This window comes from Verrucomicrobium sp. BvORR034 (genome assembly GCF_000739635.1).
In the GTDB taxonomy this organism is placed as follows: Bacteria; Verrucomicrobiota; Verrucomicrobiia; order Verrucomicrobiales; family Verrucomicrobiaceae; genus Verrucomicrobium.
Map to the genome: position 1 here is coordinate 39,437 of NZ_BATQ01000046.1, position 23,707 is coordinate 63,143.

General features: G+C 60.5%; 19 protein-coding genes. 14 read left to right on the forward strand and 5 right to left on the reverse strand.

Features of this window, described 5'->3' with window-relative positions:
- The first annotated feature begins 24 nt into the window (after positions 1 to 24).
- Positions 25 to 1,689: a HAMP domain-containing sensor histidine kinase gene (locus BV034_RS08110; protein WP_050025882.1), complete on the forward strand. Its 1,665-nt coding sequence runs from the start codon at positions 25 to 27 to the stop codon at positions 1,687 to 1,689.
- A complete protein-coding gene (locus BV034_RS08115; protein ID WP_038171931.1) occupies positions 1,686 to 2,375 on the forward strand; it encodes a response regulator transcription factor in 690 nt (229 codons plus the stop codon). Before BV034_RS08110 ends, BV034_RS08115 begins: the two co-directional genes overlap by 4 nt.
- A gap of 14 nt (positions 2,376 to 2,389) precedes the next feature.
- On the opposite strand, the gene BV034_RS08120 is transcribed toward BV034_RS08115, so the two are convergent.
- Positions 2,390 to 3,157 carry a hypothetical protein gene (locus BV034_RS08120; protein ID WP_265592769.1) on the reverse strand — a complete coding sequence of 256 codons (768 nt, stop codon included), beginning with the start codon at positions 3,155 to 3,157 and terminating at the stop codon, positions 2,390 to 2,392.
- A 121-nt stretch (positions 3,158 to 3,278) separates the two neighbouring features.
- Here BV034_RS08120 and gcvT point away from each other — a divergent pair, with 121 nt between their 5' ends.
- From gcvT to BV034_RS08155, 7 genes are all read left to right on the forward strand, one after another.
- On the forward strand, positions 3,279 to 4,379 hold the full coding sequence (gene gcvT, locus BV034_RS08125; protein ID WP_063768714.1) for a glycine cleavage system aminomethyltransferase GcvT: 1,101 nt from the start codon (positions 3,279 to 3,281) through the stop codon (positions 4,377 to 4,379).
- Between the two features lie 38 nt (positions 4,380 to 4,417).
- Entirely contained in the window at positions 4,418 to 4,792 is a 375-nt protein-coding gene (gene gcvH, locus BV034_RS08130) for a glycine cleavage system protein GcvH (protein WP_050025889.1), read from the forward strand.
- Positions 4,793 to 4,808: 16 nt separating this feature from the next.
- Entirely contained in the window at positions 4,809 to 7,637 is a 2,829-nt protein-coding gene (gene gcvP / locus BV034_RS08135) for an aminomethyl-transferring glycine dehydrogenase (protein WP_050025891.1), read from the forward strand.
- Positions 7,627 to 8,121 carry an 8-oxo-dGTP diphosphatase gene (locus BV034_RS08140; RefSeq protein WP_050025893.1) on the forward strand — a complete coding sequence of 165 codons (495 nt, stop codon included), beginning with the start codon at positions 7,627 to 7,629 and terminating at the stop codon, positions 8,119 to 8,121. Before gcvP ends, BV034_RS08140 begins: the two co-directional genes overlap by 11 nt.
- A 32-nt stretch (positions 8,122 to 8,153) precedes the next feature.
- Positions 8,154 to 9,392 (forward strand): glycoside hydrolase family 76 protein, encoded by a 1,239-nt coding sequence (locus tag BV034_RS08145; RefSeq protein WP_050025895.1) that lies wholly within the window; start codon positions 8,154 to 8,156, stop codon positions 9,390 to 9,392.
- A gap of 62 nt (positions 9,393 to 9,454) precedes the next feature.
- Positions 9,455 to 11,539 (forward strand): glycosyltransferase family 2 protein, encoded by a 2,085-nt coding sequence (locus tag BV034_RS08150; protein ID WP_050025896.1) that lies wholly within the window; start codon positions 9,455 to 9,457, stop codon positions 11,537 to 11,539.
- Positions 11,540 to 11,597: 58 nt separating this feature from the next.
- On the forward strand, positions 11,598 to 12,221 hold the full coding sequence (locus tag BV034_RS08155) for a hypothetical protein (RefSeq protein WP_050025898.1): 624 nt from the start codon (positions 11,598 to 11,600) through the stop codon (positions 12,219 to 12,221).
- Between the two features lie 79 nt (positions 12,222 to 12,300).
- Here the strand turns inward: BV034_RS08155 and BV034_RS08160 are convergent, their stop codons facing one another.
- The 4 genes from BV034_RS08160 to BV034_RS08175 form a co-directional block, all read right to left on the reverse strand.
- Positions 12,301 to 13,749: an MFS transporter gene (locus BV034_RS08160; protein WP_050025900.1), complete on the reverse strand. Its 1,449-nt coding sequence runs from the start codon at positions 13,747 to 13,749 to the stop codon at positions 12,301 to 12,303.
- Positions 13,750 to 13,839: 90 nt separating this feature from the next.
- Positions 13,840 to 14,757 carry a sugar phosphate isomerase/epimerase family protein gene (locus BV034_RS08165; RefSeq protein ID WP_050025902.1) on the reverse strand — a complete coding sequence of 306 codons (918 nt, stop codon included), beginning with the start codon at positions 14,755 to 14,757 and terminating at the stop codon, positions 13,840 to 13,842.
- 141 nt (positions 14,758 to 14,898) lie between these two features.
- Entirely contained in the window at positions 14,899 to 17,565 is a 2,667-nt protein-coding gene (locus BV034_RS36715) for a glycosyltransferase family 4 protein (protein ID WP_304944979.1), read from the reverse strand.
- 33 nt (positions 17,566 to 17,598) lie between these two features.
- Positions 17,599 to 19,170 carry a formylglycine-generating enzyme family protein gene (locus BV034_RS08175; protein ID WP_050025906.1) on the reverse strand — a complete coding sequence of 524 codons (1,572 nt, stop codon included), beginning with the start codon at positions 19,168 to 19,170 and terminating at the stop codon, positions 17,599 to 17,601.
- A 114-nt stretch (positions 19,171 to 19,284) separates the two neighbouring features.
- Between BV034_RS08175 and BV034_RS08180 the strand changes: the two genes are divergently transcribed.
- The 5 genes from BV034_RS08180 to BV034_RS08205 all read left to right on the forward strand — a co-directional run bounded on the left by BV034_RS08180 (position 19,285) and on the right by BV034_RS08205 (position 23,560).
- Positions 19,285 to 19,755, forward strand: coding sequence for a hypothetical protein (locus BV034_RS08180; RefSeq protein WP_265592770.1), 471 nt, complete (start codon positions 19,285 to 19,287; stop codon positions 19,753 to 19,755).
- Positions 19,756 to 19,828: 73 nt separating this feature from the next.
- Positions 19,829 to 20,305, forward strand: coding sequence for a hypothetical protein (locus BV034_RS08185; RefSeq protein WP_050025910.1), 477 nt, complete (start codon positions 19,829 to 19,831; stop codon positions 20,303 to 20,305).
- A 104-nt stretch (positions 20,306 to 20,409) separates the two neighbouring features.
- Positions 20,410 to 20,847: a hypothetical protein gene (locus BV034_RS08190; protein WP_050025912.1), complete on the forward strand. Its 438-nt coding sequence runs from the start codon at positions 20,410 to 20,412 to the stop codon at positions 20,845 to 20,847.
- Positions 20,848 to 22,172: 1,325 nt separating this feature from the next.
- Positions 22,173 to 22,952 carry a hypothetical protein gene (locus BV034_RS08200; RefSeq protein ID WP_265592771.1) on the forward strand — a complete coding sequence of 260 codons (780 nt, stop codon included), beginning with the start codon at positions 22,173 to 22,175 and terminating at the stop codon, positions 22,950 to 22,952.
- Positions 22,953 to 23,122: 170 nt separating this feature from the next.
- The gene (locus BV034_RS08205; protein ID WP_265592772.1) at positions 23,123 to 23,560 is read left to right on the forward strand and encodes an NTF2 fold immunity protein; all 438 of its coding nucleotides are present in this window, start codon (positions 23,123 to 23,125) and stop codon (positions 23,558 to 23,560) included.
- Positions 23,561 to 23,707: the final 147 nt, after the last annotated feature.

The window sequence follows — 23,707 nt, forward strand, 5'->3', positions numbered from 1 at the left end:
TCATGGCAGGGCCGGAGTTTGCTCATGCGCTGGAGATTCACGTTTCTGTTTCTGTTGATGGTGGCGGTGCCGCTGGGTCTGCTGGCCTGGCTGGGCTACATGATGGCGCGGCAGGATGCCGCCAGGGTGCGTGAGGCATGGGTGGCCGGTCTGGGGCGGCGGATGGATCTGGTGGACGGGTGGCTCCTGCAGGAGATGAACCGGCTGGGCAGTGACTTTGATGCGCTCCTGCAGGGGGCCGCTCTGGATGAGGCGTCTCTGAGGACCCTGCCGCGGGAGCAGCCGCTGATCCGGCACGCTTTTCTGCTGGATGCGCGGTCGCGGTTGGTGTTTCCTCGACCCACCAGCGACGCTTCCGGTGAGGTGGCAGCCTTCCTGAGGCGCACGGCTCCCGTGTGGGAGTCGGGCGTGCGGTTCGGGCCGCAGCTCAAAGAGGCTCCTCTGGTGGTGGCAAATGACCAGACGCTGGACCTGAACTCCAGCAGCCGGTGGGCGACCTACGTCCGGAACAAGGAGGGGAGGCCCTTGGTTAAAGGAGATTACAACAAGGAGGCACCTGCGCCGGCGGAGAGCGGCTGGCATGTCTGGTTCTACGGCAACGGGGCGCAGATGCTCTTCTGGCAGCAGCGCAATGACGGCCGGGTGGTGGGAGTGGAGGTGGAGATGGCCGCGCTGCTCTCTCTGCTGGTGAACCGGCTCGGTCAGGCGACGGCCTCAGCACCGTCCGACGAGTTCTGGCGGCTGGTCAATGCCGATGGCGCCATGGTGATTCATCAGTGGGGGAGTCCTCCTGCGGGCAAACCGGGGGCTGTGCCGCCTGTGGGTCGGCGGGCCTGTTCCGCGCCTCTGAGCATGTGGCAGCTGGAGGCCTACGCAGGCCAGCGGGGGATGCCGCGGGGGAATGTCCTCCCCGTATTGCTGGGAGCGGGAGCCGCAGGAGTGGCTCTGCTGGGGCTGGCCTGGATGCTGTATCGCGAAGGCACCCGGGAGATGCGTGAAGCCCGGCGAAGGGTTTCGTTTGTGAACCAGGTGTCGCATGAGCTGAAGACACCGCTCACCAACATCCGTCTGTACGCCGAGATGGCCCAGCAGCAGGCCGAGGCAGCGGGGGAGGAGTCGGTCGTGCGCCATCTTGCCGTGGTGGAGGCGGAGACCTCGCGACTCGGGAGACTCATTCACAATGTGCTCACCTTTGCCCGCCATCAGCGGGACCAGCTGGCGGTGCATCCCCAGCGGGTGGTGCTGGATGATCTGGTCACCCGTGCCCTGGATCTCTGGCGGCCAGGGCTGGAAGCGAAGGGGTTCGAGGTGAAAACGGACCTTCGCGCTCCCGAGCCTTTTCTCTTTGACCCGGATGCGGTGGAGCAGATCCTGGGCAACCTGCTTTCCAATGTGGAGAAATATGCCGGAGCAGGGCGCTGGCTGAGGCTGGCAACGGAAGCCAGTCCCCGCACGGTGCGGCTGGTGGTGGAAGATCACGGGCCCGGCGTGCCGAAGGCGAAGAAAGACGCCATCTTCCAGCCCTTCGTCCGGCTGCGCAATGACCTCGCTGAAGGAGCGTCCGGCACGGGCATCGGCCTGGCCATCTCCCGGGAGCTGGCCCAGTTGCACGGTGGTGGCCTGACGCTGGATGATGCCTGGACCGAAGGCGCAAGGTTTGTCATCACCCTCCCGAACAAGCAGTCATGAAAATCCTCATCGCAGAAGATGATTCCTTCACGCGGGCGGCCCTCTGTGAGGTGCTCTCGGCCGAGGGATTCGGAGTGGTGCCAGCGGCCGACGGCCGGGAGGCTTGGGAGCTCTTCAAGAGCCAGCGGCCCGACTTCGTCTGCCTGGACGTGATGATGCCTCATCTGGATGGCTACGAGGTGTGCCGCCGCATCCGGCGGGATGATGACACCGTGCCCATCCTCTTCCTCACTGCCAAGTCGGAGGAAATCGATGCTGTCCTGGGTCTCGAACTCGGGGCGGACGACTACATGGCCAAACCCTTTGGCGTGCGTGAGATCCTGGCCCGCATCCGTGCCATCACCCGACGGACTGGCTTGCTGCGCCGGACTCAGGGATTTGAGGAGGAATTCAGCATGGGAGACCTGCGCATCGTCCCGCCAGAATTGCGGGCCTATCGTGGCGATCTGGAGATAGGCCTCAGCCTGCGAGATCTCAAGGTTCTGCGTCTGCTGAAGCGGCGCTGCGGGCGCGTGGTGGATCGCGATGAAATGGCCGATGACGTGTGGGGAGCCGACTACTACCCCGGCAGTCGTGCCCTGGATCAGCACATCTCACAGCTTCGCAAACGCATCGAGCTCGATGCCGCGCACCCGTGCATCATTCGCACAGTGCATGGGGCAGGCTACCGCTACGAGGGGCCTTGAGACGGGCCCGGGATCTATGAGACGGGGGCGCTTTGCTGGCGCGGGCGGCAGACGGTGCAGTACTCCTCCCCATCTTCGGTGACCCGGAAGTCGAGATGGGGATCATCCATGTCTGTCTTGCCGCACTGGTGGCACTTGTGGAAATGCGGCGTGTCGCGCTGGTTGGCGGACTCAAAGCGCGACCGGCGCTCCACGACCACTGCCTTTTGCTTCACGGATTTGACCAGGCCAGGGCCAAACGCGATGAAGAAATTGAGCATCGAGAAGAAGATCGGTCCTCTCATTGCAGGGCTGTCGATGAACTGCAACAGGAGGATGGCACCATTAACCATGCCCAGATACTTCACCTTCACGGGCAGGATGAAGAACAGCATGATCTCGTAGTTGGGAACGAGGCAGCAAAACGCGATGAAAATGCTGGAGTACAGCATCAGGCCCAATGCCAGGCTGCCGAAAACCATGGCACCGATGATCATGGAGAGCATGCCGCCGAAAATGTACAAATTCGTGCGAAATGCACCCCAAGCGCGGTCCATTACGCCGCTAATGATCATCATGAAGTAAACCGCGATCAGCATCCAGAATGGATTGGTAAATGAATTAGGAATGAAGACCCAAGTAACCAACCGCCAGATTTCGCCTTCCCAGACCAGCGGAGGCAACAGCATCAGCGAGACGAGGAATGTGGGCTTCAACTGCAGCAGGATCCAGACAGCCGCCTGAAGGGTGGCGAGAATGGCCACCAACCCCGGGACAGCAAAGCGCCCGAACCGATTTTCCATGGAATTAAGCACCGACATTGTAGCTCTAAGTACGCCCCGAAACGAGGGTTGCCAAACCGATTCGCAGTGTTTGACAAGGGAGGGTGGGCCGCCAAATTGGCCGCCTGTGTCCGAGTCCACGTTGAATCGTTCCCCGCTCCATGAGGCCCACCTGAAACTGGCCGCCCGCATGGTGCCCTTTGCCGGATGGGAAATGCCGGTCCAATACAGCGGCATTGTGGATGAGCACAGGGGGGTGCGGGAGAAGGTCGGGGTTTTTGACATCTCCCACATGGGCCAGTTCCTGATCAAGGGGACGGGTGCTGAAGCTTTCCTCAACCGGGCGCTCACCAACAACGTCAGCAAGCTGGGGATTGGCGAGGGGCAGTACACCCTGATGCTCAATGATCAGGGCGGGGTCATCGATGACCTGATCGTCTATCGCCTGAGCGACCGGGAGTATTTTCTGGTGGTGAACGCCTCCATGATCGCTGAAGACGAGGCGCACCTGCGTGGCCTCGGCTTTGGCGAGGGCGTGGAGTTTGCCAATATTAGCAGCGCCACAGGCGGCTTGGCGGTCCAGGGGCCAAAGAGCCGGGAAGTTTTCGCCGCCGTGTTTGGTCCGGACGCCGTTTTCCCGGAGCACAACAAGATCCTCTTCAGTCTCACGGGGGAAGGGGTGCTGTATCTCTGCGGCACTGGGTACACCGGCGAGGAGGGGTTTGAATTCTTTGCTCCCGCGACCACCATTGAAGGCTGGTTTGACAAGATTGTGCAGGGCTGTCGGGATGCGGGTGGTGGGCCCGCCGGGCTGGGGGCTCGCGACACCCTCCGACTGGAGATGGGCTACCCGCTCAATGGCAATGACCTGGCTCCAGACAAGACGCCGCTTCAAGCGGGGCTTGGCTTCTTCGTGGACCTCACCAAGGAGGACTTCGTTGGCAAGTCCGTCCTCGATTCGCAAAAGGCCTATGGGATCCCGACCAAGTTGACCGGGTTTCGCATGACCGCGCCCTCCCCGCCGCCGCGCGCCCACTATCCGGTGGTGCATGACGGGCAGGTGGTGGGCGAGACCTGCAGTGCGGGCCTTTCCCCCTCGCTGAACCAAGGCATCGGCATGGTTTATCTGCCGGCCTCGATCGCCAAGTCCGGAATTCCCATCGAAATCGAAATCCGTGGCAGGCGTTTTGCTGCGGAGACGGTGAAGAAGCCGTTTTATCGCAAACCTCAGGCATCCTCCTAGAATCTCCCTTTTCTCCATCAACCGAACGCATCCTTCCTATGAGCCTTGTTCCAGACCAGTTGCACTACCGCGAATCGCACGAGTGGGTTGATTCAGCCACCGGCGCGGTGGGCATCACCGATCACGCCCAGCACGAACTGACCGATGTGGTCTATGTGGAGCTGCCCAAGGTGGGCGCAGTCGTGAAGGCTGGCGACCATATTGCCGTGGTGGAGTCCGTGAAGGCGGCCAGTGACATCTACTCGCCCGTAAGCGGGGAAATTGTCGAGGCCAATGAAGCGCTCAGCGCGGATCCTTCCCTCCTGAATACCGATCCCTATGACAAGGGCTGGATCTGCAAAATCAAGGTGGCAGATCCCGCCGAGACCGGCGCCCTCATGGACGCCGCGTCCTATCGCCAGCACATCGCGTAATTGTAGTTCACAAGAAATGTCATTCGTCCTGCCGTTCGCCCGTCGTCACATTGGCCCCTCTCCGGCCGAAGCTCTCGAAATGGCCCGCTCCGTCGGGTGTGAGAGTCTAGATCAGCTTATTGAGGCCGTGGTGCCGGAGGCGATCCGCAGGGCGGAGCCGCTTCAACTGCCTGCTCCGCTTTCCGAGGAGGAGGCGCTGAAGAAGCTCAAGGGCGTGATGAGCGCCAACAAGTTGGTGCGCTCGTTCCTCGGCCTGGGCTACCATGACACGTTCACTCCGCCGGTCATCCAGCGGAACATCTTTGAGAACCCCGGCTGGTACACCGCCTATACACCGTATCAGGCGGAGATCAGCCAGGGGCGTCTGGAGGCGCTGCTGAACTTCCAGACCATGATCTGTGATCTGACCGGACTGGATGTGGCGAACGCCTCTCTCCTGGATGAAGGCAGTGCCGCAGCCGAAGCCTGCGGACTGGCCCTGGCCGGCAAACCAGGTGCCACCCGTGTGGTGGTCTCGAACCGTTGTCACCCGCACGTCATCGACGTCGTGCGCACCCGCATGGAACCTCTGGGCGTGACCACAGATGTGGTGAACGTTCTTGAGTTCGAAGGCGCTGGGGTGAAGGACGTGGCCGCCGTGGTGGCCACTTATCCGGACACCCTCGGGGTCATTGAAGACCTCGCTCCCGTAGCGGCACAGTGCAAGGCCGCCGGCGCTCTCTTTGTGGTCTGTGCCGATCTGCTGGCGCTCACCATCCTGAAGCCGCCAGGCGAGTTTGGCGCGGACATCTGTGTGGGCAACAGCCAGCGCTTCGGCGTGCCGCTTGGATTTGGCGGTCCGCATGCTGCTTTCATGTCAGTGAAGGACGCTCTCAAGCGTCGCATGCCCGGTCGCCTGATCGGCGTTTCAAAAGATGCCCAGGGCAATCCCGGGTACCGTCTCTCCCTGCAGACTCGTGAGCAGCACATCCGGCGGGAGAAGGCGACCAGCAACATCTGCACAGCGCAGGTGCTCCTGGCTGTGATGGCCTCCATGTATGCCGTCTGGCATGGTCCGGAAGGCCTCCGCAACATCGCACGGGGTGTGCACGGTGCTGCCGTCTGGCTCTCCACCGAGCTTCAAGCCGCAGGCTTGAGCATCGCTGGCCAGAATTATTTTGATACCCTGACCGTGGAGGTTCGCAGTGCGGAAGCCGTGGTGACCCGTGCTTTGGAACTGGGCTTGAACCTTCGTCAGCAGGATGCCACCCATGTGACGGTGGCTCTGGATGAGCGGGTGACCGTCAAGGAGCTTCAGCAGGTGCTGCTGGCCTTTGGTGTGGTGCCCAAGGATGAGCCTGCACTCAGTGGGGAGGTTCCGGTGGGCTTTGACGCGGCCTTTGGCAGGCTTTCGACGTACCTGACGCATCCGGTGTTTAACGCCTACCACACGGAGTCGGAAATGATGCGCTACCTGCGCCGTCTCGAGGCCAAGGACATCGCCTTGAACCGGTCCATGATCCCTCTGGGCTCCTGCACCATGAAGCTGAACGCCGCTGCGGAGATGATGCCGCTGAGCTGGCCGGAAGTTTCCTCGATCCACCCCTTTGTGCCGGCCGACCAGAGCCGGGGCTATCGCGAGATGTTCTTCGGTCTGGAGTCGTGGCTGGCGGAGTGCACCGGTTTCGCCGCCGTGTCCCTGCAGCCCAACGCCGGCTCCCAGGGGGAGTATGCCGGTCTCCTTGCCATCCGCAGGTATCTCGCCGCCCGGGGTGAACTGCATCGCGACGCGTGTCTGATCCCGGTCTCCGCCCATGGCACGAATCCGGCCAGCGCGGTGATGTGCGGGTTCAAGGTCATTGCGGTGGCCTGCGACGAAAACGGCAACGTGTCTCTGGACGATCTGCGTGCCAAAGTGGAAGCGCACGCGGACAAGCTGGGGGCGCTGATGATCACCTACCCGAGCACCCACGGGGTGTTTGAGGAGAGCATCAAGGAAATCTGTGCGCTCATCCACGAGAAGGGCGGCCAGGTGTACATGGACGGTGCGAACATGAACGCGCAGGTGGGCCTCACGTCCCCGGGATTGATTGGCGCAGACGTCTGCCATCTCAACCTGCACAAGACCTTCTGCATTCCGCATGGCGGCGGTGGTCCTGGTGTCGGCCCCATTGGCGTCGCGGCGCACCTGGTGTCCTACCTGCCGGGCCACGCCACCTTCCCTGAAGATCAGCGGGAAGGGGCCGTCTGCTCCGCTCCCTGGGGCAGTGCCAGCATCAACTCCATCTCCTGGATGTATCTGGCCATGATGGGAAGCGAAGCGGTGCAGAGCACGCGCTACGCAATCCTCAACGCCAACTACATTGCCAGAAAGCTCGCCCCCTATTTCCCGGTGCTGTACACCGGTGGCAACGGTTATGTGGCGCACGAGTGCATCCTGGACCTGCGTCACTTCAAGACAGTGACCGTGGAAGATGTGGCCAAGCGTCTCATTGATTTCGGCTACCACGCCCCGACGATGAGCTGGCCAGTGACCGGCACGCTCATGATCGAACCCACGGAAAGCGAGAGCCGCGCGGAGCTTGACCGCTTCTGCGAGGCCATGATCGAGATTCACGGGGAGATCGAGTCCATCGAAACCGGCCTGATGGATCCCGCCAACAACGTGCTGAAGAACGCTCCTCACACGGCAGATGTCCTGCTGGCGGATGAGTGGACCCGTCCCTACTCCCGGCAGGAGGCGGCCTTTCCGCTGCCCTGGGTGAAGGCGGACAAGTACTGGCCCTCTGTGGGACGCGTGGACAATGTCCATGGCGACCGTCACCTCATCTGCACCTGCCAGGGTATGGAAGCCTATGCAAGTTGACTGGGCTTCCTGGCAGCCCACGGTCCGCGCCACGCTGCTCTTCATTCAGAAGGGCGGCAAGGTGCTGCTCATTCGCAAAAAACGCGGATTTGGCAAGGGCAAGATCAACGGACCCGGCGGCAAGCTTGACCCCGGTGAGACCGAGCTGGATTGCGCCATCCGTGAGACCGAGGAGGAGTTGCACATTCGCGCGCGGAACGTTCGCAAGCGGGGGGAGCTCTGGTTCCAGTTCGTGGATGGCTTGGCCATGCATGTGGCGGTGTTCATGAGCAGTGAGTTTGAAGGCGAGGCCACGGAGACGGAAGAGGCGGCACCTCTTTGGTTCCCGGTGGACGAGATCCCCTTCGATGAAATGTGGGCGGACGACCGTCACTGGCTTCATCGCATGCTGGTCGGTCAGGAGAACTTCTGGGGTCGGTTTGCGTTTGCTGATGACACCATGCTCACGCACGAAGTAGACTGGCACTCCCAGCCCGGCGCCTGAGGGGAGTTCTCTACGGACGGCGGATTTCAGCCATGTCCGCACCCAGTCTTCCCACAAGCACGCGTCGTACTTTCCTCAAGCAAGTCACCCTGGCCATCGGTGGCCTGGGCCTTGGAGAGATTCATGCCTCCACCGTGCCTCTGGTGGCACAGGGGCTGGCAGAATTGCAGAAGCGTTATTGGTGTGAACCCATCCAGATCTGGCTGGACCGGGAGGGGGACCAGTTGAGGGCTCATTGGGAGGGGAAGGTCAATCCACCCTGGTGGTCGGCGGCCAATGCGGTGGAGCTGATGTTGGACCATCTGGCGGCGGGCGGCGGCGGTGGCCAGGACTGGCTTCCCCTGCTGGAAGGCATGCATGATCTCAACCAGGACCCGATCCAGCGCTGGCCCAGGGTGGCCGAGGCACTGCGGGCCCGGGGAGACTGGAAAGATGCGGACGAGGCCAGGCTCCGGCAGCGGATGTCCCGGCCGTCAGCACACACGGGTTTCAGGAATGAATACCTGGATGACTCCGCGTGGTGGGGCGTCGCATGGTTGAAGATGCATGATCGCACCCGCGCCACGAAGTATCTGGACACGGCCCGGGGGATCCAGGCGCACATGGCCCACAACTGGCGGCCCGACTTGGCGGGCGGGGTGATCTGGTGTGAGGAACCCGGGAAGCAGAAGCCCAATGCCATCACCAACAGCCTCTTTCTCATTCTGACAGCGAGGCTGGCGCAGCGGACCGGGGAGGCGGCGTATCGCAGGCAGGCGGATGACGTCTTCAAGTGGCTGCAGGATCAGAAGTTGTTTGATGGAACCGGCGTCGTGGATGCCCCCGGTCACAAAGGGGACTGGTGGAGCTACAACCAGGGGACCTATCTTGGCGGGCTCGTAGAGTATGCTGGATTGACCGGTCAGGTCGCTCCTCTGGACGAAGCGGCCCAGGTGGCGGAGTCTGTGCTGACACGTGCTGGATTCGTGGACGCTGGCGGGATCATGGTGGAGAAGCTGGGAACTTCAGGCTGGGACGGATGCCTGTTCAAAGGCATCCTGGCACGGTATCTCCGCCAGACGAGGGACGCACTGGTGGCAAAAAGGTTGTACTCCGGTGTTGCTGCGAAAATAGATCGTGCGCTGGAAGCGACGGCAAAGGTGCTGTCGCAACCGGAAATGCTTCAAGGCGGATTGTTGCCCGCAGAATGGCATCCCGGCGCCAAGAACCTGGAGCGCAATTTCAACACCCATCTGTCGGCGCTGATGGCTTTGGAAGCGGGGAGGGGCTGAGGGACCGTGCGAACCCGATCTTGACGGAAGGCTGTTCCTTCTCTCTTGTCCCGTTCCTCGACATGCCCGAAGAAAAATCTCCTCCAGCGAACAAAACCAAGTCGGGTGCACGTCCCCTGTTTCACCTCGACTACCCCACGCGATCGCCGGGCTCACCCGAGTTTCCTGTCGCGGGATGGGTGGCTGGGATCCTTCCTCTTCAGGCGGTTCGCGTGAAAGACCTCCCGGACCAGTTGCTCGAACTCGTGCCGCGTCCTGATGTCCAGCGGATGATGGCGCAGTTTCCCCACGTCTCCGGGTTCCGCGGTTTGATCCGGGGGCTGTCACCGCGCCAAGATCTGTGTCTGCAGTTTCTCATGGGTGACGTTTGGGTGGAGAAGGTGTTTCTTGGGGGCGAAGTTCAAGATGTCACCAACAGGAGGTTGTTGCATCGCGTGAATGAACTGGAAAGGGGTCTGGCCGCTCTCACCGCGAGCGTGGACCTGCTCAAATCCAAGACGGAGCTGCCCTTGGATAGCTGGAAACGGCTGCAGTCGTTGCGTCGCGAAGCCAGCCCTTCTCCAGAGCCTCTGGTTTCGGTCTGCATTGCCACTCACAACCGGGTGGACCTGCTCACCAGGCGTTCGCTGCCTTCCGTTCTGAACCAGAGCTACCGGAACCTTGAGGTCATCGTGGTGGCGGATGGATGTACCGACGGCACAGTTGAGGCCGTGCGAGCTCTCGGAGACAGCCGCGTGCAGATTCATGAAATTGAACGCGATCCGGTAAGACTGGATGATGTGGATCGGCGTTGGATGGTCTCAGGGAGCCGCCCCATGAATGCCGGCGCGGCGCTCGCGAATGGAGACTTCATCACGCACCTGGATGACGATGATGAGTATGTCCCAGACCGGATTGCGAAACTGGTGGCATTTGCCGCGAGCGAAGAGGCTGATCTGGTTTATCATCCGTTTCATTCGGAATCGGGGCAAGGCGACTGGCTTGTCAACGAGGCCTTTGAGCTTCGGGTGGGGCAGGTGACCACTTCCAGCATCTTCTATCGGAACTGGATCAAGAACATTCCGTTGGATCTGGACACCCATTTGCTGGCCGAGCCTTCGGACTGGAATAGAATCCGAAGAATCATCTACGCCGGTGCCAAGTGTGTGAGGCATCCAGAGCCGCTCTTAAAGCACTATCGGGAACGCAATCAGGCTCTCACTGCCGTGCAGCCGCCAAGCCAATCGGGAGTTAACGGGATGCAAGCGGGCAAGTCGCATGGGCAAGCTGGTCTGGTGCAGCTCGTGGGCAGATTCGCATTCGGCTTGCGACACGAATGGGCGCAGGTAATGGATGAACTGGAGGCCATCTATGGAGGTGGCCCAGTGGCCATGCTCAGTGGAGTGGACTGGCAACTGATGTCGGGGGAGCCATTCCCGAATCCCTGGGTTGGCGTGTTTCATCAACCCTTCGCGTCCTTCGAACCCTGTGTGGGCCTTTTCGGCCTGAAGGGTGCCTTGGAGAAGGCGGGTGCGCTGAAAACCTGTAAAGGGCTCTATGTGCTGACGGATTATCAGAAGCGGTTTCTGGATGAGTCCGCGATCGGCGTTCCAGTGGAACGGTTGTGGCATCCCACGGTGTTTGATGTGCCTCAATGGTCCCCAGACAGCTGGCTGGCGGACCGGCGCATCGTCTTTTTGGGGCGCTGGATTCGTCGTGTGCAGGCCATCCAGGAATTGCAGTGCCCAGGGGTTCGCAAGTTGTGGCTGGCCAAGCAGTCCGAGCCCATCGCTGGCGTTGAGGAAAATGGCAGTGTGCAACGCCTGGGGTACCTGGAGGCGGGTGCCTACGATGAATTGCTCACGGGTTGCGTGGCGATGACGGAGGTTATTGAGGCCGCTGCCAACAACGTGGTCCTGGAGTGCATCTCCCGTTCCACGCCCTTGTTGATCAACTGGAATTCTGGCGTGGTGGAGTATCTGGGCGCAGACTACCCGCTCTATTATAGTTCCATGGCCGAGGCAAACTGGAAGGCGGCCAGCGTGAGGCAGGTGCTGGCGGCGCATGAGTACCTGCGCAAGATGGACAAATCGCGATTCACCCTGGATCGCTTTGTCCGCGATTTTGGGAGCGGTTCCATTTGCGCCCGGCTTGCAGCGGAGAGGTAACCTCAGCCGCTAGCGGGGGCCGACTCTAAGACAAGGCTGCCAGGGACGTTAGGGGCATATGAAGTCAGATGTTCTTCGGCCATGGGCGGCAGTCTTGTTTGGGGCGGTGCTGGCAGGGGCTCCAGTGCTGCTGCTCCGCTTTCATGAGGGGGCGGCGACAGTCCGGCTCCATCATGCCGACAGGACTTTGGCACTACTGGAACAGCTGAAAGCGGAATGCGATCCGCGTTCGGTGACCAATGAGTATATCTTTTCCATGACGGCCCAGCCGACGGAAATAGCCCGCGGGGAGATCATGGGTAAGCTAGCACTTTTGGACGAGGAAGAACCGGTGATGGAGGTGCTCCGACAGCATCTGGATCGGCGTGATACCACAGAGTTTGGAGAGATGCTGCAGGTGATGATGCTTGGCTTGGGGGACAGCGAATCTCTCCGGCCCGTCGGAGAGTTAATGGTGTTGTCCGAGTATCCGGCGGTGCGCATCTGTGCGGCCAGGGTGCTGCGCCGGATGCATGAGGTAGAGACGGGGCAGTACTTCATTGATGCGCTGGGCGATGCCCGCTTTGTGCGGAACGATGCCTGTGGGGTTCATCCCGGAAAATACTATCCTGTCCGGACCATTGCCGCTCTGGCCCTGCACGAGATGAACCTGTACGAGCCGCTCAACTACAACCTGGACTGAGCGAGCGCCCTCCTCGTCGGAGTACAAAAAAACGGCCGGACCCCGATGAAGGATCCGGCCGCTCTTCAAACAAGTGGTGTTACTCTGGCAGTTCTTCTTTCGGTTCCGGAAGGAAGAATGAGAGGGCAAATCCGACCACATAGACGCCCAGGCCCACGGCGGCAGCGGTGTAGGCGAGCTTGGTGGGAGCCGCGGCCACATCCGAGGTGGTGGCCAACGCGGTGGTGATCCAGGCAAAGGACGTGCCGATCAATCGACCACCGATGTTGGCCGCGAAGCTCTCCCCGGTACCGCGCAAGTGAACGGGATACACGCGGGGCAAGTAGTTCCCCCAGAAGCTGAACTGGCCGACGGTGAGCAGGCCGGCGAAGAAGATGCCAATCTGCAACGGTATCAAACCGGTCACGGCGCAGTAGCCAAAGACCACAGGCATGACCAACAGACCCGGAGCGATAAACAATCGCAGCAGCTTCTGGCGACTGACAATGACCACGGCGAGAGCTGCCAGAAGGAACCGGCCGACCAGACCGCCCACCTCCTGCACCTTGGTGGTGTTGGCCGCAATGGCCTGTTCTGCCTTCTTCCCGGCACCAATCGATGCCTTCTTGATCACGTCGGCCGGTTTGCCTTCATTGGCTTTGGCGGCGGTCTCGGAGGCCGTTTTGGACGCATCCTTCACTTCAGCAAGACCGGGGATGATGCGGGGAATGTGCTGGATGGCACCGAATGCGGCTCCGTAGGCCATGGCGAACATGGCGGTGGTGACCAGGGTGGTGCGGCGTAGCTCTGGAGTGAACAGCTCGCCGATGCTCGGACGTTTGAGGGTGCCTTCGGCCTTCTTCTTCGACCAGGCGGGTGACTCAGGCAGGAAGGGGCGGATGAGGATCAATGGGATGGCGGGAATCAGGCCGGACATCAACGTGTAGCGCCAGGCAGCGTGTTCATCAGCCACTACGCTTCCACCGAAAGTGCTGGTGAGGAAGTCCGGGAAATGAATCGCCGGAAGGCTGGTGGAGTATTTGATGCAGAGACCGTTGGCCACCGCGACCAGAAGTCCGCCGATGGAGGAGAACGCCTGGGTGTAGCCGAGCACTTTTTCGCGTTGCTTCGGGTCTGGGAAAAGTTCGGCCAGCCACGCGACGGCGGCGACGAACTCCACACAGACGCCGACAAAGACGAGACAGCGGAAGACCAGCAGCATCTCCACACTGGTGGAGTAGCCCGCAGCAAAGGCTGAGAAGGCATAGAGCAGAATGCTCCAGGTGAGCACGCGCCGACGGCCCAGCCGGTCCGTCAGGTAGCCTCCCAGCAGCCCGAAGATACCGCCGGCAATGGCCGGAATGTAGAACAGCTTACCCACCCAGGCATTGAACAAGGGCGTGCCGGGAGCGGCCCCGATCAACTCCTGCAAGGCCGGGCCCACGATGAGCGGCAGCATCAGCAGTTCATAGATATCGAAGGCAAAGCCCAACGCTGCGATGAAGCAGATGAGCCATTGGGTGGTGGTGAGCTTGGGAGCTGTGGACATGGAGGGGAGGTTGATCTGTGTTGGGGAGGGGAGCGGCCGGGGTCTCGTTTAACCGTGCCCCGGCATCAAAATGGACATACTACCAGTCACTCAACCCAGGAGTGGGCGGAGATCATTGAGGATCTTGGGCACCGCCACAAAGGGATCCTCTTTCTCTTCGAACTCAAGGGTGAACCATCCCTGGTAGTTGGCATCGCGCAGCGTCTTCAGCACCCTGGGGATGTCGCTGGGGATGCCTTCGGGATTGCCCTTGGGCTTCACTCGCATCTTGAGCTGCACATTGATGGCGTAGGGGGCGATCTTCTCAAGGTCGCCATAGGGGTCCTCCGTGTTGAAATTGCCGCTGTCGAAGTTGATCCCCGCCCAGGGGCTCTTCACGGACTCGATAATCTTGATGAGGTTGGCGGGATCCGCCACGAGGCCATGGTGGTTTTCGATTCCCAGGAAGACGCCCTTGGTTCCAGCGTAGTCGAGGCACTCCTGATAGGCCGCGATGCAGTTCGCCAGAGCCTCGTCGAAGTTCATGTCCTTCTTCGGATTGCCGGCGAACACACGGATATGCGGCGCATTGAGGATCGCGGCAAAGTCGATCCACTTTTTCACGTCGGCGACCTGGTCATCCAACTCCTTGCCCTTGGGCAGGGCGAAGTTGTTACCCACGGCGGTGCCGGTAATGCTCACGCCGCGGAGATAGGCGCGACGCTTCACTTCCAGCATAGTGGCGGCGTCGGCGTTTGGAGGGAAGAAGTAGCTCGTCAGCTCGGCTCCTGGCACGTTCTGCTCGGCGCAGTAGTCAATGAAGTCTGAGACTTCCCACTGCGGCTTGCCATCCTTGGGTTTCTGCTCCTTGCCCCGCATCCACTTGAAGTATTCGCGGAAGGAGTAGGCGGCCAGACCCAGCATCATGCGAGACTTCCCGGGGCGATTGACGGGACCGGTGGCAAAAGCAGGAAGGGCGCTGGCTCCGAGGGTGGCCAGGGTGGTGGAGAGGAAATCGCGACGTTGCATGGTGACTGGGTGGATAAGCCGGAATCAGTTCAGAAAAAGAAGATGGCAGGAAACGGACTCGGGGGCTGAAACTGACTTTTTTTAAGCAGATTGGACGGAATTCCCGCAACAGGAAAGGCGGGGATTGGTAGATTCTCTGCATCAAGCCTCCAGCAACACCCGGCGATAGGCGGACAACATTCGCGCCAGGGTGAAGTGAGCCTCGATGTGGGCACGGGCCCCCCACGTGCAATGGAGTCGAAGATCTGACTCAGTGGCCATCCGGACCATGGCCGCTGCCAGTGCTGCGGCGTCTCGCGGCGGGACCAGCAAGCCCGTCTGCTCGTGAATCACCTGCTCACGGGCACCTCCGAAATCCGTGGCGATCACAGGCAGTCCAGCGGCCAGGGCCTCCAGGGATGCATTAGGGCAACCTGCGGGCTCGGAGATCATGACAAAGGCATCCAGACTGGCATGGAAGGGGGGAAGGTCGGTCAGCTCCCCAAGCCAGACGACGGGCAGGCCGGCGGCGCGATGGTGCAATTCTTCAACATACTCCGCTCCGTCGTGCTCGGGGCCACCCGCGATGTGAAGTTCACATGAGGGGAGCAGGGGCAAGGCCAGGCGGAAGGCTTCCAGCAGATCGCCGAGCCGCTTCTGCGGGCTGAGACGTGCGGCGGTTCCGAAGATGAATGTCACAGGGGCTACAGGGCGGGAAGGCAAAGGTTCGGGCAGGATGACCCCGTTGGGGACCACATGAGTGGGTGCTCCTAGAAGCTCCTGCGCCCGTTCAGCCTCGTCGCTGTATTTAACAATCACCCCGCTGAGCCGCTGACCGTAGTCCTGTGTGGAACGAATGGGCAGGGCGGGCCGGGGATTGAGGAAATAGCGCTCCAGCGATGCAAAATACATTTCTCCCGGGCTCACATCAAAGATGCGGGCGGACCAGACGGCATCGGCAAAGAGGAACTTGTAAACCGGGATGGCATTCCAGAACACGAGGGTGGCGGGAGGAGTGGCCGCCACGCTGTTCAGGATCTCCCGCACCGCCACGGCAGGATCGATGGTACCAGCGGGGGCTGGCACGATGAAGGGAATGCCGGACTGTTCCAGAGCCGTCCGACCCAAGGTGGGGTGTTCGGGATACTCCTGGAGGAGCGCGATCGTGACGGGTACCCCTTGTGCCTGTAGGGACAGAGCCAGGCGGCGCAGAGAGGATTGCGCTCCACCAGTGGAGAGATTGTTGGTGACAAAGAGGATGCCCTTGCCGGTGGGCGAGGCGGCCTGAGTGGCCAGACTCTGAAGCAGCCAGCCCACCCGCCGGGACATGTGGTGGGTGGAAAAGTCACGGGCCACAGCTTCCGCGCCAGAGGCCGGCGGAGATTGGGCGAGTGCCACCAGTGCGTCGGCGAAATCGGCAGGGGAGGCGTCCAGGGGCAGGAGGGTCAGAGCGGGATTGCCCGGAGCCAGTTCCCGAGTGCCGCCCGCATCCGTGGAGACCAGCGGCAGCCCCATGGCCAGGGCTTCCATGTGCGCGAGGCTCAGCCCTTCGTAGGCGCTGCAGGAGATGGCCGTATCGGCTTGGGCCAGCACGCTCTTGGTGTCCAGTTCGCCATGAGTCCAGGTGATCGCCGAAGTCACGCCGTGTCGGGCGGCTTCCTGACGGATTTGCTCATAACACTCCAGCGCACTGGGACTGCGTGAGGAGGCCTCGCCCGCCAGAATGAGGCGGACCTGACGCTTCATGCCGCAGCGATCAAAGGCCCGCTGGGTGGCGGCGAGAATCCCCGGGAGCAGGTGAAGCCGCTTTTGTGGGCGGGGATTGGCCACACAGGCGAGCACAAATTCAGGGCTCGCTGGCTTAGGAGACTGTGGGCCCGAATACTCCTCCATGGAGATGCCGTTCCAAACCGTGCGCAGCGGAGCAGGCAGTTTCAGTTCTGCCAGTTCCTGCTCCACCTTCTGGGCGCAGGCGATGAGTAATCCGGCGTCTCCTTCGGCCAGAGATTCCAGACCTGCTGGCCACGCAGCCCGGGTATTGTGGATGGTGGTGGCGAGGGGGATGCCGGTGGTGCTGAACAGACGCATGTCCTCTTGGTCAATGAGGTGACCGTGGAGGACATCCGCCCCGAAGTGGTGCGCGACGATGCGGAGGCGCTCTGCCCGGGCTTCGCGGTCGTATTGGCTCAGGTCGAGGGTGCCGGGCAGTGCCGGAAGGGTGCGGCGCAAGGGTTTGCCCAAGGCGATGAGTCGCGTGGCAATGCCCGTCCGGGGAAGCTCCTGGGCCAGATCCCAGGCAATGCGCTCTGCGCCGCCGTGTTGCAGGCTGGTCACAATCTGCAGACAGCGCAGCCCCGGCGCAAACCCGGCATCCAGCGGAGACCAATGGAAGATGCGGGGTGGCTTGAGTGCCGTGGCGACTGGCAGCGGGCTTCCCGTGAGCCGGGCTTCAGCAAGGCCGGTGGCGACGGCTGCTTCATCGAACCACTCGCACGCACAGGGAGGAAGCGTCTCCGCCTGGGAGAAGTCCCCACCGTGCGTTTCAAAGAACCGTGACCAGGCTTCCGCCGGACCCGTGCCCGCGACGTGTCCCACCGCCATCACAGGATGGCTGGCAGGATGAAAAGGCGGAGCCTGAAAGTGAGCAGGGTGGCGTAACCAGGCTCCGGCGCGGAGGAGGAGCACCGACCCCGATCCGGCGAGACCTTGCGAGGCACTGCCAACAGCGAGGATCGTAATCTTATCAAACCCGGCGGCCCGCAGGCTGCGGACACTGCGAGCGGCAAGATGCGGAAAGCGAGGATCCGCGTCGAAGACAAGAGCTTCCACGAGAGGGGCAGCGTGACAGCCTGGATGCCGGGATTAGTACGCCGAAGGATAGGTGGGGGGACGGTTGTCGTCTCGGTCGAAGGCGCTGCCCCGACGGTTGTCGCGATTGTCCGAGTCGTACACGAAGGCGTCGTCCATCGGCTGACCGCCTGCTTCGGTCACGCGCACGTTCTCGGGTTTCGCTCCCGTGTAAACATACTGTCCATCGGGCCCCGGTTGATACTGGACCTGGCCGCTTACGTCCATGCCGCCGTGGGGACGGTACACGTAGCGGACGGTGCTGCCGCGGGCGAGATCGACGAGGATCCAGAACCCGTCCTCGACGATGCGGATGCGGGGGGCGCGGCCTGATCCGGAGGGCTGCTGGAGGGCGTCTGCCAGGGCAGCTCCTGCGCTCTGGCCTCTGCGGGACGGCGGCATGGGGGGCGTGGCACCCTGGTTTTTGCTTCTGACCGCACGAACCACCAGCCAGATCACCAGACCGATGACGACAAAGGGGCAAAGGAGGCACAAGAGGCCGACCAGAAAGTCCAAGGGGCCGCCTTTTTTCTCTGGGGGTGTCGTGCCGTGGTCATGAGCATCGCTGGAAGTGGGCGACGGGGTGGGTTGAGTGGTGGAAACTGGTACGGTAGGCCGACCCACTGAAGGCTCCAATCCGCCCTCCATCCGTGGCAGCAGTCCTCCGGTGGAGGAGGTGTTTGTTGCCGGTTTTGGAGCCGGGGGCGGAGTGACCTCCGTCACTGAGCACAGCACGCGAAACCCGATGTCCGCGTTGCGGCTGCGGGCATCCGCGCGGTAGCGGGAGGCGCTCCGGGTGTTCTTGGGATCGCGGGACCATGCGCCCCCGCGCAGGACGCGGCGGGGTTTGTCCGAGAGGTTCTGGTTGGTCTGCACCGGGTCCGTCAGCGGGCCGGATTCATAGGGGCCGTACCAGTCCAGGCACCACTCCGCCACGTTGCCGCCGATGTGAAGACCCCAAGGGTTCACGGAACTGCTGGTGGCGGGATGGGTCTGATTGCCGGCATTTTTCTTGTGCCAGGCGATGCTGTTGCTCGCGGCCTCATCACCCAGGTTATGCCAGGCAGTGGTGGTTCCTGCGCGGCAGGCGTACTCCCACTGTGCCTCGGTCGGCAGCGTGACCTTACGTTTTGCTTTTTTCGAAAGCCACTGGCAGAAGGCTTCTGCATCGGGATACGTGACGATGGTGACAGGATGATCCGGAGCTTGCGTGAAGCCGGGGTTCCGCCAGGTGAACTCCTTCTTCTGTACGAGGGAGTCTCCTGCCCAGCCAAAGCCGCCGCTGGGTCCGCTTTCGGCTTCGGTGCGATAACCGGTCTCCTGCACGAACCGCTCGAATTGCTGCACCGTGACGGCGGTCTTGCCGAGATAGAAGTCGCTCGTGAGATTCACGAAGCGCTGCATTTCATCGTTCCCCCGGTCCGCCTCGTCTGTGGGGGAGCCTTGCATGAAGGTGCCTTTGGGGATGAGCACCACGGGGAGCGTCACACCATTGCCCAACTCGAGGTTGAGGGCTGGCGCGGGGTCGGCGGCACGCAACGCGGTGCCAAGCAGCAGGAGGCTCGCAGTCAAGAGGCGGAGTCGCATGCGCGGGACGCTAGTCGAAGTCGCCAAACTGAAAAGTGATAAAATAGGGCCGCAGAAAAACTTCATCCGGCAACTTCTTGCCAATCAGGTGGCCATCTGTTGAGATGCCCTCCTATGAGGTCTGCATGGCATTGGATGGTGTGGCTGTTGCCGGTGTTGTTGCTCGCCAGTTGTGCCGGGTCGGCAGCCTCTGGCGATGTCAAACAACGGGAGGCCACCTACCGGAGCCGATTGGCTGCGCTGCCTGACCCCGCCCTGCGCGCGCATCTCAAGAAGTCGTTCCCGGGCTTGAAGCATCTTTCACCCCCGCGTGGCCCGGAGAGTGACTCTGTCCTGACAGGCACCGAGGTCTTTCGCGTGGACCGGGACTTTGTGCTGGATGTGAAGTTCATGTATGCGGGTCCGTATCGGATTGCCGCAGGGGCCACCCGGTTGGGTGCCCAAGCCGCAGCGGATGAAGGCCCGTCCTTCTGGCAGGTGTTCGGTTATGTCCGGGAAGCTTCAAAGGGCCCGTGGGCGGAGTCAGAGCATGACGAAGTGCTGGCGACCAAGCTGCGGTTTGTGCCCGTGGGGCGGGGGAGGTAAGCCCTTCGTGTTCGGTAGACCATACTATTAGCAAAAAAGCCACCCTATGAAGCCTCGAGCCCAAGCCTTCCACATGAAATATTTGTTGGCAAAGTTTGCGCTGGAGAGCCCCAGCGATTTCTTCGGCACACTCGACTCCAATGTGGATGATCGCAGTTTTTCCCGCTTATGGGCGGATTGTGGAGAAGAGTTTGAGCCTGTGGAGAGAGTGGAAAACACCGGGACATCCGTGTGGCGTTCGCTGACTGCTCCGGGTGGGTTTGAGATCCTGATACTCACCTTCCCGACTCCTGAAGACACTGGCGAGGCGTACTATGTGGGTGCCGTCAGGATGTCGGAATCAGAGTGCCGGGTATTTTGTTTGGAACGCTCCGCAGCTTCTTCAGAGACAGGAGATTCAACAATGATGGCTGAACTGGCACCACACGGCAGGATGAATTGGGGGGCTGGTCCGAATCCCACAAGAGAAGAGTTCGTTGCCAGGGTGAAGGCAATCATTTCCGATCCGACTGCCACGCCATTGTCATTCCTGCCGATTAGGCTGGTGTGATTGCGCCGACTGTGAAGGTCTGTGCCAGAGTCATGAAAGCGTACGCGAACGCTGTCATCTTCGTCGCAAGTTGCCATCACTCACTAGGAGATAACTAAAAGTCTATGAGGCCGCTGACCGTTCTGTTCCTTCTGCTGCTCAGCTTGCTGATCTCCGCTCCTGTCTGCAAGGCTGATGTCTGGCAGAAGGCGGAGATTTTCCTGGTGGATTGGGATGTGATGACTCGGGCAAGACTGGATCCCGATCAGGTCCGCAATCGGGCTCAATTCATACGCAAACTTGATGGGCATGCAGTATCTGACTTGGTGGACTATCTCCAACTCTCCCAGCTCAAACCGTCCAAAAATCCGTGGAATGAAGATTCGCGACTGGTGGTTGATTTATACAACGCGCAAGGCGTCTGCAAGACGTACTATGCCAGTCGCTTCAATCTCTGCACTGCCGATGGGACGGCAAAGCGAGTGATCGATGGGAGATTCAGGCAGTATTTCCGAGGGATTTTTGAGAAAGTCAAATCGAGGACGGCGGGCGTTGCAAAATGACGTCATGGGGTGACCGAAGGTCATCGTTTGCCTATAGCGCCGACTCAAATGGAGCGGACTGAGTTCTATCGAGAAAAAATCTCCGTCGACAGTCGGCGTTTTGAGTTGTTTCAAGACTATGTGGTCGTGTCCGGGTATGCTGCTTTTCAAAGCAAGTTCAAGCTTATATTACCTTTAGCCCAACTGGAGCCGAACCTCAGGCAAGTGGGGGCCGCCTCAGTGGTCGCTGAGCGTGAAATTGTTCAGCTGGCAAGAACCTCTTGTGTGACGTGAAAAACTTGAGAATTGTACGTCATGTCAAAGCTGACACTTCACGTTCCCGATGAATTAATCGCTGCAGCTAAGAGTGAAGCTACAGCACGGCGGGTTTCCGTCTCAACGCTTGTCTCTGACTTTTTTGCTACGCTTTGCAAGAAGAATCCCGTTGCCGATCCCGAAATTGAGCGACTTGCACCGCGAACTCGTCGACTTGCAGGATGCATTACGGCCACAGATGCTGACGTTGAGGGTCATAGTGATTATTCGGAGCGAATGCACTCGTGAACGCGCTCATCGACACCAACATCATTGTAGCCGTCCGCACCTGCCAGTCAGCCTGTCATTGATGCAGCGTTGCATGACGGATTTCCAAATCTCGAAGACGCAGTGCTGTATCATTCGGCGGCTCTCGCAGGCGCAGATTGCATTGTGACGTGGAATGGATCTGATTGCCGGAATTCCTCGTTGTTGGTATTTACGCCGACACTGTTTCTCGTCGCTCTCTATCAACTCAAGGCAGGACAAGCGGATGCAGGCAACCGCCGTTCCGATGGTGCCTGATCCTTGACGTTGGGAGGGTCCCATCGGCTCCCGTGAATCTTGCAAGTCTGTCCCGAAGGTTGGATGGAAGCGGAAAGGTGGCAAGTTCTTCAGCCGGGTTGACGTACTATTTGTGCTCTTGGTTTCAAGAGAGTGTAACCAAACGACTGCGGCTGGCGTTCCAAGGTTCTCCAAGAAAAGTCGGTTCGAGCGTGTAAGCCGTAGTCATGGCGCATCGCCTGCAAAATTTTGAAGTAAGCAAACAATCCGATCCAGTGACATTCAAGCATCTCATTCAACTCAGTTCAGCGCTTTTTCTAGGCATTGCCGCGCTCTTAGGGGCCCCGGAGTCATCGACACGTCCTTTGATCGGTGCCATCCGATGGGATGGTTGGGGAAACAACTGCGCGGTTGGGAGGGACTGTGAGCGAGTTCTCAGTCCATCGAAGTATCGGCATCGTGCTCCCTTCTTTGTGGACACGGCGGGGCCGGAGTTGATCAAGTTCAAACCTCTCTCTCAAGAGATCATGGACGCGGAGATTGGCTATGCCGTTCACGCGGGTATCGACTACTGGGCGTTTGACTGGTACCCGCCTGGCAGCGGAATGGAACTCGCACGGAACTTCTATCTGACTTCGACCAAGCGGGAGAGCCTCAAATGGTGTGTCGTTCTGGGGACCAATCCTTTTGACATGAATCGAGACGCGCCCTGGCTTGCTGCGGAGTTTGCCAAGCCGGAGTACCAGAAGGTGCTCGACGGCCGTCCCCTGATTTATCTCTTCACGCCAATCGCCCGCAAGGACCTTGCGGTGTTGCGAGAGCTCTCGATGAAATCCTGCGGCAAGAGTCCCTATGTTGCCATGATGGGCTGGACTGCCGCGGAGGCGGCGCAGGCATGCGATGCGGTCGGCGCTGACGCGGTCAGCATGTATGCAGGCGGAATGGAGAAGAACTGGAGCGACTACTCCAAGCTCAAAGAAATCATCCCCAATGTGGGCACCGGTTGGGATCCCACCCCTTTTCGGGAAACTCACGTCGCTTGGTATCCCCGCGAAAACATTGAGAAGGACTTTATCGGCTGGTCAGCGACACCCAAGCAATTGGTTGCCGGTATGGAGTCTGCCTTTGTCTGGACCCGTGCGAACTCTGGCAACGTTCCCGCCAATACTGTCCTGGTTTACGCCTGGAATGAACACTCCGAAGGGGGTTGGCTGTGCCCGACATTCACGCCCCAGGGGCCGAACACTGAGAGGATTGACGCGCTTCACGAGTGGCTGTCAGGCCGAAATTCATTGCGGAGGAACTGACGGATACATTGTATCACGATGTGTCTAATGCGACACGCAAGGGATTCTTCTGGAGATGTACGACTCATAGCGCGAGCGGTTGCTTCACATGGTGGGATCCGGAAATAATTGCTAAGATCGAACCATTGCCTGTAGTGTGCCCCAGAGGTTGATACGGGAGGTTGGTCATCATGAGTGCGCCTGTTGAAAATACCGACTACAATGATCCGACTTCTGTTGTGCGGGGCTATATTCATGCCATGAACGGTTGGGAGACTGCGTCTTGGCAGGCCTATCGAGAGTGCCGGAATACGGGTGACCCCGCGGACTATCAGGCGGAGGTTAGACACAAGATGGATGCGATCTTTATTTCCTTCTGCACCCCAAAGAAGAGGAAGTTCGGTCGCCAGGGTTCGTTTCGGAGGCCGCCTGAGTATGATCCTGAAAAAGAGCAACTGGTGGACGTCACGGCCGACGAGGCCCGGAAGCGAGCTTTCGTCACAACGCATCGGCAGGCCGTGTTGGGTGGCGGGAGATACAGATACGCCCTGGTTCGAAAGAAGGGCAGATGGCTCATTGACACCCTGAAACGGGAAGAAAATGGCGCGTGGCGAAACACGATTCTCTGAAGACACGGCGGCACGCTGGCCCTCAGTCAAGCCGATGGGGACGATTTCCTTGTATTTTGTGGTATTTGAAGGGGAGGGTCTGTGGATTTCCGACGGGAGGGACGGGATTCTTTGCTGTGGCCAGGATAGATTAGAAGTCTCTCTGGA